The sequence below is a fragment of the Sporofaciens sp. St.21A7 genome, from assembly GCF_059728535.1.
The window spans coordinates 1,475,442-1,493,642 of the sequence record NZ_BAAGFN010000001.1; the positions used below are offsets into that span (position 1 = coordinate 1,475,442).

The following is an 18,201-nucleotide window of genomic DNA, read 5'->3' on the forward strand; positions in this document are numbered from 1 at the left end:
TAATAGTTATATGCGTCCCCAAATGCTGTAGCAGCAGAAATAGACCAACCAAAACCATAATTTGAAGAGGAATCTATGGCATTGTTTTTTATAATACACCCAAAATAGAGGGGTTTATTGTTAATGAATTCCGGTTCTGGAGTTATTTGTAATATATAATCTGACAAAAAGAATCACCTCAATCTATAGTATGTATAAAAGGTGAAGAAATATGCAAGGAGAGAGAAAATGCTACCTGAAAAGTATAAAAAAGATTTGGACAAGCTAATAAATATTGCCCAAAACTACAGGGAAGGGACAATAAGTAATTCACTGCTTATTGATGTTTTGTCTTCTCAGCAAAATTTTAAGGAAAATATTGAATTATGCAGGAAGTATTTAGAAGAGAACAATATATCAGTGGTTGAAGAAGAAGAAGTGGAAGAGATGACAGATGAAATCAACTACACGGAATTGATTAAGCCATATGATACGACTCAGATCAATATTTCGCCCAAACCGTTATCGTTGGATATGATTATTTCGAGATTAGAAAACGAAGAAATTGATTTGATGCCTGATTTTCAAAGAAAGGCCGGATTAGAGTCCGGAAAAAAAGAGCCAGCTGATTGAGTCTCTGCTGTTAAGGATACCGTTGCCAGCATTTTATTTTGATGGGAGTAATAACAGCAAATGGGTGGTCATTGATGGCTTGCAGCGATTGACAGCATTGAAAGAATTTTTTGTAGATGATGAGTCCAAACTCAGATTGCAGGGCTTAGAGTTTTTAAAGGAGTTAGAGGGTGCCACCATTGATGATATGCCGCGGGCTTATGTGCGGAGAATGAAGGAAACGCAGGTCATTACTTATATCATAAATCCTGGCGCGCCTATCAATTTGAAATACAATATTTTTAAACGCATTAATACAGGAGGATTAGAGCTGGAGCCGCAAGAAATCCGGCATGCATTGTATCAGGGATTTCCGGCAAGGTATTTAAAAGAACTGGCAAATCTAGAAGAGTTTAAACAGGCAACAGGATATTCTGTAAAAACAGATCGTATGTTGGACAGGGAGTTTGTCCTTCGCTTTCTGACCTTTTATGGTTTGGGTGTCTTGGAATATAAGGGGTCTATAGATTTGTTCCTGAATGCAGGGATGGAGATGTTGAATCGTAAGGGATTTGAAAAGACGGACGCGGGACGTATAAAGATACGGTTTGTCATGGTTTTGAATGTAAGTAAGGAAATTTTTGGGAAATTTGCTTTCAGACGTATGCCTGATTTATGCAAGAGAAGACCGATCAGCAAAGCTTTGTTCGAGACATGGACTTGCATTCTGGCGGAATGTACTGAGGAAGAATTGGATTCTTTGGTGGAGCGAAAAAAGAATCTAATACGCAAGATAAAGATATGCTTCGGCGTTTTAGCATCAGTTTTGTTTCCGAACTTTATTGGAATATGTTTGAAATACCATGTCAATATTATTCCTTAAAGGAAGATCATACTTTTTCTGTTAGTGTATATAACTTGTCTAATGAGAAACAACTCCAGGAGTATTCCGGTCAAATTTCCCAAATAAGGAAAAGAGATTTTTCAGGCATAAATACACCTCAACAGTTATTGGAACGTTTGGACGTCCTTTTTCCATCACTTATATTTCATCAGGTTGCACTTAATCAATTAGAGGGGCAGGTTCAGGTATGTCATGTAGGAACATTGTGCAATAAACTAATGAGTTTGGAAAGATATTTTTCAAAATGGGATGGAGAAAGATTTGAAGAGGAGGCGTTTCCTTCCAAAAGTGTTTCAACGCAATCAAAACAGACTTTAGAAAGATTTAGAAAGGGACATAACATTCCGGGAAGAATCTACTTTCATCCGGCGAATAAATTAAAAAAAGCATATATTTGCAGTTTAACAACTAAATTGCCAACAGTATCTGAGCCTAAAAAGCGTATTTAGAGGAAGGGAATCAATTTACTTTTACATATTGATATGTTATACTGACATAGGTATTAAGGCACTTTTTTTAGAAGGAGCTTTTACAATGTGAATAGGATTAGAACATAATTAAATTTGAAAGGCAAAAAATATAAATTAACAAAAATCATAGGAGATTAGGATAATATGAAATTAGGGATTGTTGGATTGCCCAATGTAGGAAAGAGTACGCTGTTCAATTCATTGACGAAGGCGGGAGCGGAGTCGGCGAATTACCCGTTCTGCACCATCGACCCCAACGTAGGGGTCGTCACCGTACCGGACGAGAGGCTGAACGTGTTAGGCGAGATGTACCACACGAAGAAAATCATACCGGCTGCCATTGAATTTGTGGATATTGCAGGACTGGTGAAGGGAGCTTCTAAGGGCGAGGGCCTTGGCAACCAGTTTTTGGCAAATATCCGGGAAGTGGACGCCATCGTCCATGTAGTCCGGTGTTTCGAGGACAGCAACATTGTCCATGTGGATGGGAGCATCAACCCGCTGCGGGATATTGAGACGATTAATCTGGAACTGATTTTTTCCGATTTGGAGATATTGGAGCGCAGGATTTCCAAGACGGCAAAGGTGGCGCGCAACGACAAGGCGGCGGCAAAGGAGCTGGCGTTGTTGGAGAAGATTAAGGCTCATCTGGAAGAAGGAAAACTTGCAAAAACATTTACAGGCGCAGAAGATGAGGAAGAGGAGTCTTGGCTCTTGGGATATAACCTGCTTACTTACAAACCTGTCATCTATGCCGCGAATGTGGCGGAGGACGACCTTGCCGACGACGGCGGGACCAATGAGGGCGTACAGGCTGTGCGGGATTATGCCAAAGAGGAGCTAAGCGAAGTGTTCGTCGTGTGTGCCCAGATTGAGCAGGAGATTGCGGAGCTTGAGGACGATGAGAAGAAGATGTTCTTAGAAGACCTTGGATTATCCGAGTCAGGGCTTGAGAAGCTGATTAAGGCAAGCTATCGGCTTTTAGGGCTGATCAGTTACCTGACGGCGGGAGAGCCTGAGGTGCGCGCATGGACGATTACGGAAGGGACGAAGGCCCCTCAGGCGGCAGGGAAGATTCACTCTGATTTTGAGAGAGGATTCATCCGGGCAGAGGTGGTATCCTATGACGATTTGATGGAATGTAAAAGCCACAGTGCGGCGAAGGAGAAGGGACTTATCAGGCTGGAAGGCAAGGACTATGTTGTGAAGGACGGGGACATTATGCTGTTCCGGTTCAACGTATAGGAAGGAAGTAATGGCATCATGCATAGAACCATAGATTTTCCAAATATCGGAATTCATCTGAAATCGGTAGGCGACCACATCACGGTATTTGGGTTTGAGATTGCTTATTATGGTATTATCATTGGGATTGGAATCCTGACCGGGATTCTGATTGCGGCATTAGAGGCAAGACGTACGAAACAGAACCCGGAGGATTATTATGATTTGGCAATCTACGCTGTGATATTTGCGATAATCGGGGCAAGGATTTATTATGTGATTTTCTCGTGGGACATGTATAAAGATAATCTCTTGAGTATCTTCAATATTCGGGAAGGCGGGCTTGCCATTTACGGAGGAGTTATTGCCGCGGTTATCACGGTTTTTGTGTTCGCCCATGTGAAGCATCTGTCTGCGCCTCTTTTACTGGATACGGCAGGGCTTGGCCTGGTGGCAGGGCAGATGATTGGGCGATGGGGCAATTTCTTTAACAGGGAGGCCTTCGGGGAATATACGGACTGGCTTCTTGCCATGCGCCTGCCGGTGGACGCGGTGCGGGGGTCGGATATCACGGAGCTTATGCGGGAGCATATGGAGACGAAGGAAGGGGTTTCCTATATTCAGGTACATCCTACGTTTCTCTATGAGTCCCTGTGGTGCCTGCTGATTCTGATTTTATTGCTTTTGTACCGTAAGCATAAGAAGTTCAACGGAGAGATATTTCTGATGTATCTGGCGGGGTACGGCTTCGGGCGTTTCTGGATTGAGAGGCTTAGGACAGACCAATTGCTGCTTCCGGGCATCGGGTTTCCGGTATCCCAGCTTTTGGCAGGATTCCTGGTAGTGGCGTCGGCTGCGGTGATTGCATATAACTGGCGGAAAGAAAGATATTTTGATTCATAGACGGAAAGAGTCATTTTGGGGAAAAGAATGGAATATTATAAAGATGGTAAGATTACAATCCGCGATTTGGAAGAGGCGGATGCAGAGTTGATTGCAGACGGGGAGCGAAAGCAGGGATGGGACGCGTCGGCAGACAAGTATCACACCCGTTTGAAAGACGCGGCCCAAGGCAGGGCGGTGGCGCTGGCAGCCGAGTATGAGGGCTGTGTTGCAGGATACATCAATGTCTATTTAGAATGTACCGGAGGAGCGTATCAGGGAAAGGGATTACCGGAGATAGTGGATTTCGGAGTCCTCCAAAAGTACAGGAGGCATGGGATTGGGACTAAGCTCATGGACACGGCGGAAAAGATTGCTGCAAGATATGGAGATACCGTCTGTCTGGGGGTAGGGCTTCATCAGGGATATGGGAGTGCCCAGAGGATGTATGTAAAACGGGGCTATGTTCCGGACGGTTCCGGGGCGTGGTATCAGGATAAAATCTGCGAACCTTACGGCGAATGCCGGAACGATGATGATTTGGTGTTATATTTTTCTAAAGAACTATAAGGTCTGCCAAGGGCATGAAATTTCTGTGAATATTGCGGGAATCATGCTCTTGGCAGACTTATTTTACGTATTTTTCTATAAAGCGAGTTTATATAGAGCAAGCTGGTTCAGGCTTACGCCTTCTTTCTCCGCTTCTATTGCTAATCGCTGATGCAATGATTTAGGCAATCTTACAACAAATTTGCCACTATAATTGTCCGTCGTTTCAGGTATTGGAATGGGGAGATGATTTGATAGTTTCACTTCCAAATATCCAGACATGGCTTCATTTAGATTTTGATACAACTCTTCCAATGTCTCGCCGGTACTCTGGCAGCCGTCCAATTCCAGAATTCTTCCATAGAAATAATCTCCGCTCTCATCATGCATCTCTTGTACTAACCTTGTATAGGGTAATTTCATATAATCATTTATTTTCATGCCAGGCACTCCTTTTCATCTTCTATTATATTCAGTTCAGGAAAATTATTCATGAATCCTGTTAAGAATATCTATTATGTATGCTTTCTTTAGCGGGCATTCTTGCTTTATTGTGACGCAATAGTATCACATATGATACTATTGCGTCAAGTACCAATTCGAGTAAATAAAAAAGAATAAAATTTTATAAATTACAGATAACTAAAGTACCCTCAGCGTATCCTTTTCATTTACGCTGAGGGTACTTTCACATATGGAAAGAAGTAACCTGTAATTGTGCAACATGACCAAAAATTTATCTCAAAAACACGCCCCAAACTGGTGTGTTTTGAAAATGATGAAAGAAGTTTCATAACATCACAAATCTATTGAAAATAAATTCATAAATGCGTATACTGTGTGGCAGAAACCAGGAAACAAACAGGAGCACAGACATTCTACGGGAAAGGAGCAAGCGTATGAAAGAATGTGTAGAACAACTAAAGGGCGGGCTGGTGGTATCCTGCCAGGCATTGCCGGATGAGCCGCTCCATTCGTCTTTTATCATGGGACGGATGGCATTGGCGGCAGAACAAGGTGGGGCGAAAGGTATCCGGGCGAACACGAAGGAAGACATCCGTGAGATACAGTCCCAGACAGCCCTGCCGATTATCGGAATCGTAAAGCGGGACTACGATGACAGCGGCGTCTACATCACCCCCACAATGAAAGAGGTCGATGAACTGATGGAAGTCAAGCCGGAAATCATCGCCATGGATGCTACCGGAGGATTAAGGCCGGGTAATCTGCCGCTGGATACATTTTTCGCACAGGTGAAAGAAAAGTATCCAGAGCAGCTCTGGATGGCAGACTGTTCAACCGTCGAGGAGGCCCTTCATGCAGACGAATTAGGGTTTGATTTTATCGGGACGACTATGGTCGGATACACAGACCAGAGCAGGGGAGACAGGATTGAGGCAAATGATTTCGAGATTATCCGGAAGATACTTGGACAGGCCAAACACCGGGTCATCGCAGAGGGCAACATCGATACGCCCGCGAAAGCAAAACGGGTCATTGAGCTTGGCTCCTTCTGTGTGGTGGTAGGCTCAATCATTACAAGGCCCCAGCTCATCACGAAAGCATTTGCAGACAGCCTTGCAAAATAAGGCAGACATCAGGATTCATGACATAAAATAACAAAAAGCGTATACCAATAAGAATAAAAAGGAGAAGAAACAATGAGAGATTTAAACAAGTACAAAGGAGTAATCCCGGCATTTTACGCATGTTATGACAAGGAAGGAAACGTAAGCCCCGAAGGAGTCCAGGCATTGACTCAGTATTTTGTAGAAAAGGGCGTGAAAGGACTCTATGTGAATGGTTCCTCCGGAGAATGCATCTATCAGAGTGTGGAAGACCGGAAGATGATACTGGAAAATGTCATGAAAGCAGCAAAAGGTAAGCTGACAATTATCGCCCATGTGGCTTGCAACAATACCAAGGACAGCATGGAACTTGCCAGACATGCCCAGAGTCAGGGAGTAGATGCAATCGCTGCAATCCCGCCAATCTATTTCCGTCTGCCGGAGCATGCCATTGCAAAATACTGGAATGATATAAGTTCTGCTGCGCCAGATACCGATTTCGTCATCTACAACATTCCCCAGCTTGCGGGCGTTGCGCTCACTATGGGTCTGTTTGAGGAAATGCGTAAGAACCCCAAGGTCATCGGTGTAAAGAACTCCTCCATGCCAGTACAGGATATCCAGATGTTCAAACAGGCGGCGGGCGAGGACTACATCATTTTCAACGGCCCGGACGAGCAGTTCATCAGCGGACTTGCAATCGGGGCAGAAGGCGGCATCGGCGGAACCTACGGGGCGATGCCGGAACTGTTCCTGAAATTGGAAGAGTATGTGAAGTCAAATGAGATGGCAAAAGCAAGAGAACTCCAGTATACGGTCAATGAGATTATCTACAAGCTGTGTTCCGCAAAGGGAAATATGTACGGAGTCATCAAGGAAGTCTTAAAGCTGAATGAAGGCCTTGAGCTTGGCGGGGTGAGAGCGCCGCTGCCGTCCCTGGCAGACAGCGACATGGCGGTAGTGGAAGAAGCCGCACGGATGATCCGCAGTGCCAAGGAAAGCTATATTGCTTAATTCGCAGCGCCAAGGAGAAACTATATCGCTTGAACGACTAAGTGTGCTGACTGCATTATATCCTGCAAAGTTTCGCTAGATATAATGCAGAAAGCACACTGGGGATTGAGAATATACGTACTCCCCGAGTCCGGGATTTGGGGAATACAAATGAGGAGGATAGAAAATGCAAGGATTTACAGTTATTGATTTAATTATATTAATCGTTTATCTGGCAGCGGTATTATTTGCCGGACTCCATTTCGCAAAAAAAGATATGAAGGGAAAAGAATATTTCAAAGGCGACGGAACCGTGCCGTGGTGGGTGACTTCCGTATCCATCTTTGCGACCCTGTTAAGCCCTATTTCCTTTCTGTCCCTTGCGGGCAACTCCTATGCCGGGACTTGGATTATGTGGTTTGCACAGTTGGGCATGCTGCTTGCCATCCCGCTGACTATCAAGTTTTTCCTGCCGATCTACAGCAAACTGGATATTGATACGGCGTACCATTATCTGGAGCTGAGGTTCGGGAGCAAAGGGCTTAGGGTGTTGGGGGCCGTGATGTTCATCATTTATCAGGTAGGGCGTATGTCCATTATCATGTACCTTCCTTGTATGGTATTGGGAAGCCTGACCGGAATTAACGTGAACGTATTGATTATCATCATGGGTGTGATTGCAATCATTTATTCATACACAGGTGGATTGAAATCCGTACTCTGGACAGACTTTATCCAAGGCTCAGTGCTCCTGATTGGCGTCACCTTCTCACTGGTGTTCCTGCTGGCACATATTGACGGAGGAATCGGTGCGGTATTTTCCACATTGACCACAGAGCACAAATTCCTTGCCGCAGACCAGCCAATCTTTAATATTAACATTTTCAAAGACAGCGTATTCATCTTGATTGTGGGCGCAGGTTTCAACACCATGGGCTCCTATGTGTCAAGCCAGGATATTGTGCAGCGTTTTACGACGACGACGGATACCAAGAAGTTAAATAAAATGATGCTGACCAACGGTGCGCTTTCTATCTTTATTGCGACTGTGTTCTACCTGATTGGAACCGGGTTGTATGTGTTCTATCAGCAGAATGCATTGCCTCCGGCAGCGGCGCAGGATCAGATTTTTGCATCCTACATTGCCTTTGAGCTTCCGGTGGGCATTACGGGACTGCTTCTGGCGGCTATCTATGCGGCGTCCCAGTCTACGCTTTCCACAGGGCTTAACTCCGTTGCGGCAAGCTGGACGCTGGATATACAGGCACGTCTGACGAAGAAAGAGCTGAGCTTCGAGAAACAGACGAAGATTGGACAGTACGTGTCTTTGATCGTAGGAATTTTTTCTATCGTGGTAGCGATGGTCCTGGCGAACGGAGGCGTTAAGTCTGCATACGAGTGGTTCAACGGATTTATGGGACTGGTTCTTGGCATCCTGATCGGAACCTTTATCCTTGGGGCGTTTACAAAGGTGGCAAATACCTTCGGGGCAACGCTGGCATTTATCGCGGCATCCCTTGTCATGGTGGGAATCAAGTATTTTGTTCCGGCCGAGGCCGTTTCCATCTGGTCTTACTCGCTGATATCCATTGCAGTATCCTTGGCGGTGGGGATTCCGGCAAGTATCATTTACCGGAAGGCCAAGGGCGATACTTCCGTACCTGCGCCTAATACGACGATTTACAAAAATTAGTGTTGAGAAGGAGAAAAGAGTATGATATTCGGCAATATTTTGAACCTCAAGGAATATTTCTTTCTGGAAGACGGAGTATTCGAGTGCTTCCGGTATGCAAAGGAGCATAATTTGGACGAATACGAGAAGGGAAGCCATGAAATAGACGGAAAACGGCTGTTCGTCAATATCGTGGAATACGAGACGGTGACAGCCAAGGAACGTTTCTGGGAAGCACACAAGGAATATCTGGATATCCATCTGATGCTTGAGGGCGAAGAGCAGATTGATATGAATTTCCTCCCGAATATGGACGTAAAGGACTATGTGCCGGAGGATGATTTCCTGCCGATGGAGGGCGGGAAGAACGGTTCCGTCATACTGCGGAAAGGGGATTTCCTGATTTGTTATCCAAGCGACGCCCACCGTACGGCGGTTGCTGTGGAAGAATCGGAGAAAATCAAGAAAGCGATTTTCAAAGTGCGTATTTAATGAATGAAATCTGACCGGATGTGTGTTACTGTTCACACCTACGGCGTTCACAGTAACGGATGTGTACATCCGGTCAGCGTATGACGTTTGTATGGATTGCGGAAATGATGGGAATATATTATAATAAAGAGGTACAGATATGAAGAGATATGTAAGCATAGATATAGGCGGGACGGCGATAAAATACGGGGTCTTGAACGGAGACGGGGAACTGGTATGTCGAAGTGAAATGCGCACAGAGAGCTATAAGGGCGGCATGTCCATTCTGGCGAAAGCAGTCGGGATCGTGGAACGGTATTGCGAGACCGGGGCTGTGGACGGCATCTGTATTTCAACGGCGGGAATGGTGGATACCGAGAAGGGAGAGATTTTTTATGCCGCTCCATTGATTCCTGAGTATGCCGGAACCCGGTTCAAAGAAACCATGGAGAGCCGGTTCGGGATTCCCTGTGAGGTGGAGAATGACGTCAACTGCGCGGGACTTGCGGAGTCTGTGTCCGGCGCGTCCAAGGGCAGTTCTTCTTCCCTCATGCTGACAATCGGGACAGGCATCGGCGGATGCGCCATTATAGACGGGAAAGTGTTCCATGGCTTCAGCAACAGCGCGTGCGAGGTGGGTTACATGCATATGGCAGGCAGCGATTTCCAGACGCTGGGGGCGGCTAGTATCCTTTCAAGGAAGGTGGCGGAATGGAAGAACGAGCCGTCGGAGAGGTGGAACGGCTACCGTATCTTTCAGGATGCCCAGAAAGGCGACGCGCTCTGTATCCGGGCAATCGACGAGATGACGGATGTGCTGGGCCAGGGGATTGCCAATATCTGCTATGTGCTGAACCCTGAGGTAGTCGTGCTGGGCGGAGGTATTATGGCGCAGGAGGAGTACCTGAAAGGCAGGGTAGAAAAGGCTGTTGAGAAATATCTGGTGGCAAGTATCGCTTCCCGTACAAGGATTGCATTTGCAAAGCACAGGAACGATGCGGGCATGCTTGGGGCGTTCTATCATTTCATGCAGCGGCAGGAACAGGACAATTAGAAGAAAAGAATAAGGATGAAGTCACAGATGGAGTATTATGTTAAATCCGTAGTACCGATGATTGAGTCGAATTATGATAATTTTACACTGGTGGAGAAGACGATTGCAGATTTCTTTATACGGAACCGCAAGCGGATGGATTTTTCCGCAAAATCCATTTCCGAACTTTTGTATGTGTCAGAAGCCTCGCTGTCCCGTTTCGCCAAGAAATGCGGGTATCGGGGATACCGTGAGTTCGTCTACCAGTATGAGGAGACTTTCGTGGAGAAGCAGGAATCTATGACGGGCAATACGAGAATGGTCTTGAACGCATATCAGGAGCTTCTGAACAAGACTTATAATCTGGTGGACGAGACGCAGATTGCGCGAATCGGCAGATATTTGAACCAGTCGAACCGGGTTTTCGTGTGCGGCATCGGCAGTTCCGGGCTTACGGCGGAAGAAATGGAATCCCGGTTCATGAGAATCGGCGTTGATATTGATTCCATTAAGGATGCAGATCTGATGCGCATGCGGGCCGTGTTTCAGGACAGGGACAGCCTGGTATTCGGTATCAGTATCAGCGGCGAGAAGGAGGATGTTTTGTATCTGCTCAAAGAGGCTCACAGAAGAGGCGCGAAGACCATACTTTTGACGGCTAAGAACAAAGGGATTTTTGAGGAATTCTGCGATGAAATCGTACTGCTTCCTTCCCTTAGGCACTTGAACCATGGAAATGTTATTTCTCCCCAGTTCCCGATTCTGGTAATGCTTGATATTATTTATTCTTATTATGTAGAACAGGATAAGTTTGCAAAAGAAATCCTGCATGACAATACGCTGCGGGCGTTGGAGGAAGGGAGCGGAAGACGCAGGCAGGTGTTGGAATAGGAAACGTCGTATGGAGGTAAGATTATGATTATTAAGAATGTGAAGGTCTACACAGAAGAGAAGGAATTTGTAGATGGAGAGATTGTCATCCAGGAGGGAAAGATTGAGGCGGCGGGGCCGGCTTGCCTTGGAGCGGATAGAGCGGCTTCGGAGGAGACGGTTATTGACGGAGAAGGGTGTTACGCCATTCCCGGCCTGATTGATCTGCATTTTCATGGATGCAAAGGCTATGATTTCTGTGACGGGACGAAAGAAGCCATTGAAAAGATTGCAGAATACGAGGCGTCTGTGGGCGTGACTGCCATTTCCCCGGCGACGATGACCCTTCCGGTCAATGAATTGGAGGATATTCTGTCGGTTGCGGCGCAGTACAAGGCAGAAGTAAACAGCAAGGCAACAGGGCAAAATAGCGGGGCTGACTTGGTCGGCGTGAATATGGAAGGCCCGTTCATCAGCGAGGAGAAAAAGGGGGCGCAGGATGAGCGGAATATTATTTCCTGTGATGCGGACGTCTGCCAGCGTTTTCTGGATGCCTCAGAAGGGCTTGTGAAGTTCGTAGGGATTGCGCCGGAGCGAAATAGGGATGCGGCGGAGTTCATACGGAAGATGAAGGACAAGGTGCATATTTCCCTTGCCCATACCAATGCGGATTATGATACGGCAATGGCGGCGTTCGAGGCGGGGGCTGACCATGCGGTGCATCTGTACAATGCCATGCCGGCATTTACCCACAGAAAACCAGGAGTTGTGGGGGCAGTTTCAGACAGCGCCCATGTGAATGCGGAGATGATCTGCGACGGAGTCCATATCCATCCTTCTGTAGTGCGTGCCGCATTTAAAATGCTGGGTGCAGAACGGATTGTGCTGATCAGCGACAGCATGCGTGCCACAGGGATGCCGGATGGACAGTATACCCTTGGGGGACTGGATGTGAATGTTGCAGACGGACGGGCGACCCTTGTATCTAACGGCGCGCTGGCCGGCTCGGCTACGAACCTGATGGAATGTATGAAGACGGTGGTTCAAAAGATGGGGATTTCTCTTGAGACGGCAGTGGCATGCGCGACCGCAAATCCGGCGAAATGTCTGGGAATCCACGAGGAATATGGTTCTCTTGCGCCGGGGAAGAAGGGGAATGTTGTGCTCTTGGATGAGGAATTGAATCTGAAAGCCGTGGTGAAAGACGGTGTGAAGATTCAGTAGGGGATGCGATGCCTGCCCCTTTTTGGGGCGGCGGACTTTGTACTCTTGCCGGACAGAGTCCGTGTGCATTTTAAGAAAGTAGTTTGGAGGATGATAATATGGCAAGAAACGTAGGGGCATGTCTGGTGTGCGGCAAACCGATCGTATATTATGAGAAGGCGAAGAAGATGGAATGCGTCATGTGCCATGAGGAATTTGAAAGCCATGCAAGCTGTGAGGACGGGCATTATGTGTGCGACAATTGCCATGCCAGACGGGGGATAGAGGTCATTATGGAAGGGTGCCGGACCAGCACAGAGAAAAATCCCCTTGCCATTATGCAGGAGTTGATGGAGAATTCATACATATATATGCATGGACCGGAGCACCATGTCATGGTGGGCGCGGCGCTGCTTACGGCGTATAAGAACTGCGGCGGATACGAGGAGCGCGGCGGCAGGGAGGCGTTTGAGGAAGCCTTGGAGGAGATGCGGGCCAGGGGAAGCGAATATCCGGGAGGTGCATGCGGGCTGTGGGGATGCTGCGGCGCTGCGGTCAGTACCGGGATATTTATGAGCATCATTACAAAGGCAACGCCGCTTACGGGCAATTCCTGGCGGCTCTCCAACGAGATGACTTCCCGCGCCTTAGGCGCAGTGGCTAGGCTTGGCGGTCCCAGGTGCTGCAAACGGGATTCCTTTACGGCGGCGAAAGAAGCGGCCAGGTTCGTGAAGGAGAAGCTGGGGGTGGAGATGGAGCTGCCAGAGGAGATTACGTGCGGCTTTTCCGAAGAGAATCAGCAGTGTTTGAAGAAGCATTGTCCATATTACAAGTGTACTTAGGATTCTTTATGGAACCGAAAGATGAGACCGGCTGGGAATCATAAGTGATTCCCAGCCGGCCTCGTCTTTCGGTTATCCAATCAAAAAATCAATAATATCCCATCCGTCAGAATTCATCCGTTTGTACAATTCTGTAAAACCACAGCGGGTACAGGTGACGGTAGCAAATTTTTTATTCTGGATGTCAAATACTTTGGCAAAATTACCGCCGGTCGCCTGGAACTGGTCGCTTTCATAGTGCATATTTCCGCATTTCGGGCATACATATTGTTGTCTTTCCATAGTGTCATTCTCCTTTTCTTGTTTTCTTTTCCTTTTTTGAAATCGTTGCTTAATAAACTGTGGTGCCAAATGGCATCAGAGCCAGCTTGGCGAGCTTGAACTGTTGCATGCCAAAGGGGATACCGATTACTGTCATACAGAGTAAGACTCCGATGGCCGCCGATTCTACGGCAAGCCAGAAACCGGAAACCATAAGCCATATCAGGTTCAGCAGGAAAGAGCCGGTTCCTCCGCCGTAAGTAACTTCCTTCCCGAAGGGGAAGAAACACAGGCCGGCAAGCTTAAAGCATTGCATTCCCACTGGAATCCCAATTATGGTGACGCACCAGAGGCAGCCTGCAAACGCCCAGCTAAGGCCGCTTATGCAGCCTCCTAAGATAAACCAGAGTAGATTGCCCAGACATCCCATAGTATCATTCCTCCTTTCCTTTGTGTGCCGCAGATATTTTCCGTCATAGATAGTATATGACAGGTGCGGCAGACGTCATATACACCGTCAAAGAAAAGCCGGTGAAGCCATGAAATAATAAAAAAGACTTTTATCATGACATCTGCCACGATAAAAGTCTTGCACATCTCATTTGATACGGATACCTCTCGGTATCGGGTGACGCTTTCAAATACACCAATTATATGGTGTTCGGCTACTCCCCCTTATCTGCTTGTATAAAATATACTACGATTTGAACGGAATGTCAATAGGAATCAAAAATTGCCTTGACAAAAAGCTCCAAATACGTTAGGATTTTATTCAAGCGACAGACAAAAGTTCAGCCTGCCGCAGGACCCATACAGAACAAAGGCTTTGAAAAGAAGAAGTAGTAATCCCATACACCCATACAGAAAGCCGCCGGTGGATGAGAGGCGCATGAAGGAATGGATTATGAATACATCTTGGAGCTGCACACAGAAAGCATACATTGTAATACCGTTTTTTTGTCTCTCAGAGGCAGAGAAAGCAGGTTTGATATTAAGAAAGTGTAGGCGAGTAGGCTGTGACGGGACGCACACGTTACTGTGCAAAGGTTGTGAATACGCAACTGACAGAGGCGGGCAGTGTGAGCTGCCGGTGAATCAAGGTGGTACCACGGAGATAGTATATCCGTCCTTATCGATAAGCGATAAGGACGTTTTTTTATTTCCGGCAATAAAAAAGAAAGGAAGAAGAAATTATGGGAATTTATGAAGAATTGCAGGCAAGAGGATTGATTGCGCAGGTTACAGATGAGGAAGAAATCAGGGATTTGATTAATAACGGAAAGGCTGTATTTTACATCGGTTTCGATCCGACGGCAGACAGCCTGCATGTGGGGCATTTCATGGCGTTATGTCTTATGAAACGTTTGCAGGAGGCAGGAAATAAGCCGATTGCCCTGATTGGAGGAGGTACGGCGATGGTTGGAGACCCCTCTGGAAGGACGGATATGCGTCAAATGATGACGGAGGAGACGATTCAGCACAACTGTGAATGTTTTAAAAGGCAGATGAGCCGTTTTATTGATTTCTCAGAAGGAAAGGCCATGATGGTCAATAACGCTGATTGGCTGAAGGATTTGAATTACATCGAGGTACTGCGGGAGGTAGGAGCGCATTTCAGTGTGAACCGGATGCTGACTGCAGAATGTTACAAACAAAGAATGGAACGGGGGCTTAGCTTTCTGGAATTTAACTACATGATTATGCAGAGCTACGATTTTTATGCCCTGTTCCAGAAATATGGCTGCAACCTACAGTTCGGCGGCGACGACCAGTGGAGTAACATGCTGGGAGGAACAGAGCTGATTCGCCGGAAATTGGGCAAGAATGCATGCGCCATGACGATTACGCTGCTTTTGAATTCTGAGGGCAATAAGATGGGGAAGACGCAGAAAGGCGCAGTGTGGCTTGACCCGGAAAAGACATCTCCCTTTGAGTTCTACCAGTACTGGAGAAATGTAGCGGACGCCGATGTTTTAAAATGTATCCGTATGCTGACCTTCCTTCCCCTTGAAGAAATCGATAAGATGGATTCCTGGGAAGGTGCGCAGCTTAATCAGGCGAAAGAAATCCTTGCATTTGAACTAACCAAGATGGTACACGGTGAAGAAGAGGCCCAAAAAGCGATGGATGCGGCGAAGGCGCTGTTCAGCCAGGGGGCGGCGGCAGACATGCCTTGCGCCGAACTTACCGAGGCAGATCTTGCAGACGGAAAAATTGATATCCTGACTATGCTGGTGACATCCGGCCTGGTCTCCAGCAAATCCGACGCCCGCCGTGCAGTGACTCAGGGAGGCGTGACGGTCGATGGGGAGAAGATTGGCGATATCCATGCAGAATTTACGGCGGAAGATTTGTCCGGGGAAGGAATTGTTCTGAAAAAGGGAAAGAAGAATTTCCGTAAGGTAGTCATGAAATAATGAAAAATTGCCAAATATTAGTGGCGGAAAGTCGAAAATTGTAGTATATTGCCATATATAAGGATGATTAGGAGGCGAGAAAGATTGGAAAAAAGGTTACATGTCATCACACGTATTATGGTAATTATACTAATTGTTCTAATTATCGTGCTTGCAGCCGTGATTTTTTTCAAAATGAAGGACACTGACAAAGAAAAAGACGATGCAAAGAGCACGACCGATACGGAACAGGCGGCCGGAACAGATTCGTCTGTGGATAATCCCACTGCCATGCAGGCAATTACGGACATGCAAGCCGGTACGGTTGTAGACAGGGCGCAGGTAGACCCAGGGATGCTCGACCAGTATTTTGTGGCGAATGAAATCAGCGACGACATATTCCAGTTCATTTATGGAATGTCCTTTGTGGATAATGAAAGCATTGCCAGAGAGCAGCTGCGTTACCTCAAAGTCCTTCATTTTAACTACAATCATGAGGTACAGGTCGGAGAGCTGATTGTAAATGTCAATATTGCGGAGGATGTAAGGAATATTTTCCGGGAATTGTATGAGCAGGAGTATGAGATACAGTCTATGCTCTTGGTAGACCGGTTCTGGACGGCGGAGGATAACGGCGCTTCAACTGACAGGAATTCCATCGAGAATAACAATACGTCTGCATTTTTCTACAGGAACATTGCCGGGACAGACCAGTTGTCGAACCATGCCATGGGATATGCGATTGACATCAATCCCCTGCAGAATCCATGCGTAGCATATAACGAAGACGGAAGTTTCCGGGAAATCTATACGGACATGGAACGCTATATCGACAGGGCGAACGGTGAACCGCATATGATTGGGCATGAGGATATCTGTTATCAGATATTTGCGAAATACGGCTTTACTTGGGGCGGCGACTGGACAGACCCGATTGATTACCAGCATTTTGAGAAGAATCTGGGATAAAATCTACTGGAAAAATAGAAGAAAATGGTTGACACACACGGCGCCGTATAATATAATTTAACAGTATGACAAAAAGAGAAACAGTGAGGAACCAAAGCCCCGGAGCCTTATTGATTTCGATACCATAATATGCGTAAGAACTGCCTTTCGCAGATTGCTGCGTGTATGATTATCATGAATATGTTAATGTTTCACAGGAGGTAGACCGATGAAAACTTATATGGCGAATCCAGATAAGATTGAAAGAAAATGGTATGTAGTTGATGCTGCGGGATGTACGTTAGGTCGTCTCACATCAGAAGTAGCTAAGATTTTAAGAGGTAAGAACAAGCCGGAATTCACTCCGCATATTGATACCGGTGACTATGTAGTGATTGTCAATGCCGAGAAGATAAAAGTAACAGGCAAGAAGATGGAGCAGAAGGTTTATTACCACCATTCTGACTATGTAGGAGGCATGAAGGAGACTACACTGGCAGAGATGATGGACAAGAAGCCAGAGAAAGTGATCGAACTTGCTGTTAAGGGTATGCTTCCGAAAGGACCTTTGGGAAGAGCTATGATTAAGAAACTTCATGTGTACGCCGGACCAGAGCATAAGCAGCAGGCTCAGAAACCGGTTGAACTGAAACTGTAAGAGAAGGTTGAGAGGAGGATATTAAAGTGGCTAATGCAAGATTCTACGGAACAGGAAGAAGAAAAAAATCAATCGCAAGAGTGTATTTAGTACCAGGAACAGGTAAGGTTACGATAAATAAAAGAGACATCGACGAGTATCTCGGATTAGAGACATTGAAGGTCGTTGTGCGCCAGCCATTGGTTGCGACAGAGACAGACGGTAAGTTCGACGTGATCGTGAATGTAAAGGGCGGCGGATATACCGGACAGGCAGGAGCGATCCGTCATGGTATCGCAAGGGCGCTTCTTCAGGCTGATGCAGATTACAGGCCGGTACTCAAGAAAGCAGGATTCCTGACACGTGACCCACGTATGAAAGAGCGTAAGAAATACGGTCTCAAGGCAGCGCGTAGGGCTCCGCAGTTTAGCAAGCGATAGGCAGATGAAATATCAGATACGGATTTCAATCCCCAGAATGTATGCGTTTTGGGGATTTTATCTGCTTTTTGTACAAAATGCCAGTAGATATTTGCCAGGAAATGAGTATAATATAAATTAAGAAGTTCAGTTGAACCTCTTATTATTCTGCCGGGACTGCATATCGGCATTTATAGAAAAGGTGCAGATACAAATATTTTTCGCTACCCAGCAAGCGGCTAATAAATGGCTGGGATACAAATTTTGT

Annotated in this window: 21 protein-coding genes; 18 read left to right on the forward strand and 3 right to left on the reverse strand. The window is 46.4% G+C overall.

Annotated features, from left to right (window positions below):
* Positions 1 to 228: 228 nt before the first annotated feature.
* The 6 genes from AC6I3O_RS07385 to AC6I3O_RS07410 all read left to right on the forward strand — a co-directional run bounded on the left by AC6I3O_RS07385 (position 229) and on the right by AC6I3O_RS07410 (position 4,641).
* Positions 229 to 612: a hypothetical protein gene (locus AC6I3O_RS07385; RefSeq protein WP_497850305.1), complete on the forward strand. Its 384-nt coding sequence runs from the start codon at positions 229 to 231 to the stop codon at positions 610 to 612.
* Positions 613 to 634: 22 nt separating this feature from the next.
* Positions 635 to 1,474: a DUF262 domain-containing protein gene (locus tag AC6I3O_RS07390; protein WP_497850306.1), complete on the forward strand. Its 840-nt coding sequence runs from the start codon at positions 635 to 637 to the stop codon at positions 1,472 to 1,474.
* Between the two features lie 35 nt (positions 1,475 to 1,509).
* Complete coding sequence (locus AC6I3O_RS07395; RefSeq protein ID WP_497850307.1) at positions 1,510 to 1,944, forward strand: hypothetical protein; 435 nt, start codon at positions 1,510 to 1,512, stop codon at positions 1,942 to 1,944.
* A gap of 165 nt (positions 1,945 to 2,109) precedes the next feature.
* Entirely contained in the window at positions 2,110 to 3,210 is a 1,101-nt protein-coding gene (ychF, locus tag AC6I3O_RS07400) for a redox-regulated ATPase YchF (protein WP_497850308.1), read from the forward strand.
* Between the two features lie 18 nt (positions 3,211 to 3,228).
* On the forward strand, positions 3,229 to 4,092 hold the full coding sequence (gene lgt, locus AC6I3O_RS07405) for a prolipoprotein diacylglyceryl transferase (RefSeq protein ID WP_497850309.1): 864 nt from the start codon (positions 3,229 to 3,231) through the stop codon (positions 4,090 to 4,092).
* Between the two features lie 27 nt (positions 4,093 to 4,119).
* The gene (locus AC6I3O_RS07410) at positions 4,120 to 4,641 is read left to right on the forward strand and encodes a GNAT family N-acetyltransferase (RefSeq protein ID WP_497850310.1); all 522 of its coding nucleotides are present in this window, start codon (positions 4,120 to 4,122) and stop codon (positions 4,639 to 4,641) included.
* A 75-nt stretch (positions 4,642 to 4,716) separates the two neighbouring features.
* Here the strand turns inward: AC6I3O_RS07410 and AC6I3O_RS07415 are convergent, their stop codons facing one another.
* On the reverse strand, positions 4,717 to 5,061 hold the full coding sequence (locus AC6I3O_RS07415; RefSeq protein ID WP_497850311.1) for a type II toxin-antitoxin system HicB family antitoxin: 345 nt from the start codon (positions 5,059 to 5,061) through the stop codon (positions 4,717 to 4,719).
* 458 nt (positions 5,062 to 5,519) lie between these two features.
* On the opposite strand from AC6I3O_RS07415, the gene AC6I3O_RS07420 reads away from it, so the two are divergent.
* The 8 genes from AC6I3O_RS07420 (at position 5,520) to AC6I3O_RS07455 (ending at position 13,272) form a co-directional block, all read left to right on the forward strand.
* On the forward strand, positions 5,520 to 6,209 hold the full coding sequence (locus tag AC6I3O_RS07420; protein WP_497850312.1) for an N-acetylmannosamine-6-phosphate 2-epimerase: 690 nt from the start codon (positions 5,520 to 5,522) through the stop codon (positions 6,207 to 6,209).
* A 72-nt stretch (positions 6,210 to 6,281) separates the two neighbouring features.
* On the forward strand, positions 6,282 to 7,202 hold the full coding sequence (locus AC6I3O_RS07425; RefSeq protein ID WP_497850313.1) for a dihydrodipicolinate synthase family protein: 921 nt from the start codon (positions 6,282 to 6,284) through the stop codon (positions 7,200 to 7,202).
* 166 nt (positions 7,203 to 7,368) lie between these two features.
* Positions 7,369 to 8,874 carry a sodium:solute symporter family protein gene (locus AC6I3O_RS07430; RefSeq protein WP_497850314.1) on the forward strand — a complete coding sequence of 502 codons (1,506 nt, stop codon included), beginning with the start codon at positions 7,369 to 7,371 and terminating at the stop codon, positions 8,872 to 8,874.
* A 21-nt stretch (positions 8,875 to 8,895) separates the two neighbouring features.
* The gene (locus AC6I3O_RS07435) at positions 8,896 to 9,345 is read left to right on the forward strand and encodes a NanQ anomerase/TabA/YiaL family protein (RefSeq protein WP_497850315.1); all 450 of its coding nucleotides are present in this window, start codon (positions 8,896 to 8,898) and stop codon (positions 9,343 to 9,345) included.
* A gap of 139 nt (positions 9,346 to 9,484) precedes the next feature.
* Positions 9,485 to 10,378 carry an ROK family protein gene (locus AC6I3O_RS07440; protein WP_497850316.1) on the forward strand — a complete coding sequence of 298 codons (894 nt, stop codon included), beginning with the start codon at positions 9,485 to 9,487 and terminating at the stop codon, positions 10,376 to 10,378.
* 27 nt (positions 10,379 to 10,405) lie between these two features.
* Complete coding sequence (locus AC6I3O_RS07445) at positions 10,406 to 11,248, forward strand: MurR/RpiR family transcriptional regulator (protein WP_497850317.1); 843 nt, start codon at positions 10,406 to 10,408, stop codon at positions 11,246 to 11,248.
* A 24-nt stretch (positions 11,249 to 11,272) separates the two neighbouring features.
* Positions 11,273 to 12,451 (forward strand): N-acetylglucosamine-6-phosphate deacetylase, encoded by a 1,179-nt coding sequence (gene nagA, locus AC6I3O_RS07450; RefSeq protein ID WP_497850318.1) that lies wholly within the window; start codon positions 11,273 to 11,275, stop codon positions 12,449 to 12,451.
* Between the two features lie 98 nt (positions 12,452 to 12,549).
* A complete protein-coding gene (locus AC6I3O_RS07455) occupies positions 12,550 to 13,272 on the forward strand; it encodes a DUF5714 domain-containing protein (protein WP_497850319.1) in 723 nt (240 codons plus the stop codon).
* Positions 13,273 to 13,344: 72 nt separating this feature from the next.
* On the opposite strand, the gene AC6I3O_RS07460 is transcribed toward AC6I3O_RS07455, so the two are convergent.
* Positions 13,345 to 13,554, reverse strand: a complete 210-nt coding sequence (locus tag AC6I3O_RS07460; protein ID WP_159752943.1) for a zinc ribbon domain-containing protein — start codon at positions 13,552 to 13,554, stop codon at positions 13,345 to 13,347.
* 49 nt (positions 13,555 to 13,603) lie between these two features.
* Positions 13,604 to 13,963 carry a YccF domain-containing protein gene (locus AC6I3O_RS07465; protein ID WP_497850320.1) on the reverse strand — a complete coding sequence of 120 codons (360 nt, stop codon included), beginning with the start codon at positions 13,961 to 13,963 and terminating at the stop codon, positions 13,604 to 13,606.
* 763 nt (positions 13,964 to 14,726) lie between these two features.
* Here AC6I3O_RS07465 and tyrS point away from each other — a divergent pair.
* From tyrS to rpsI, 4 genes are all read left to right on the forward strand, one after another.
* The gene (gene tyrS / locus AC6I3O_RS07470; RefSeq protein WP_497850321.1) at positions 14,727 to 15,950 is read left to right on the forward strand and encodes a tyrosine--tRNA ligase; all 1,224 of its coding nucleotides are present in this window, start codon (positions 14,727 to 14,729) and stop codon (positions 15,948 to 15,950) included.
* An 84-nt stretch (positions 15,951 to 16,034) separates the two neighbouring features.
* Complete coding sequence (locus AC6I3O_RS07475; RefSeq protein ID WP_497850322.1) at positions 16,035 to 16,898, forward strand: M15 family metallopeptidase; 864 nt, start codon at positions 16,035 to 16,037, stop codon at positions 16,896 to 16,898.
* A 208-nt stretch (positions 16,899 to 17,106) separates the two neighbouring features.
* On the forward strand, positions 17,107 to 17,535 hold the full coding sequence (rplM, locus tag AC6I3O_RS07480) for a 50S ribosomal protein L13 (RefSeq protein WP_497850323.1): 429 nt from the start codon (positions 17,107 to 17,109) through the stop codon (positions 17,533 to 17,535).
* A gap of 26 nt (positions 17,536 to 17,561) precedes the next feature.
* A complete protein-coding gene (rpsI, locus tag AC6I3O_RS07485; protein ID WP_497850324.1) occupies positions 17,562 to 17,954 on the forward strand; it encodes a 30S ribosomal protein S9 in 393 nt (130 codons plus the stop codon).
* Positions 17,955 to 18,201: the final 247 nt, after the last annotated feature.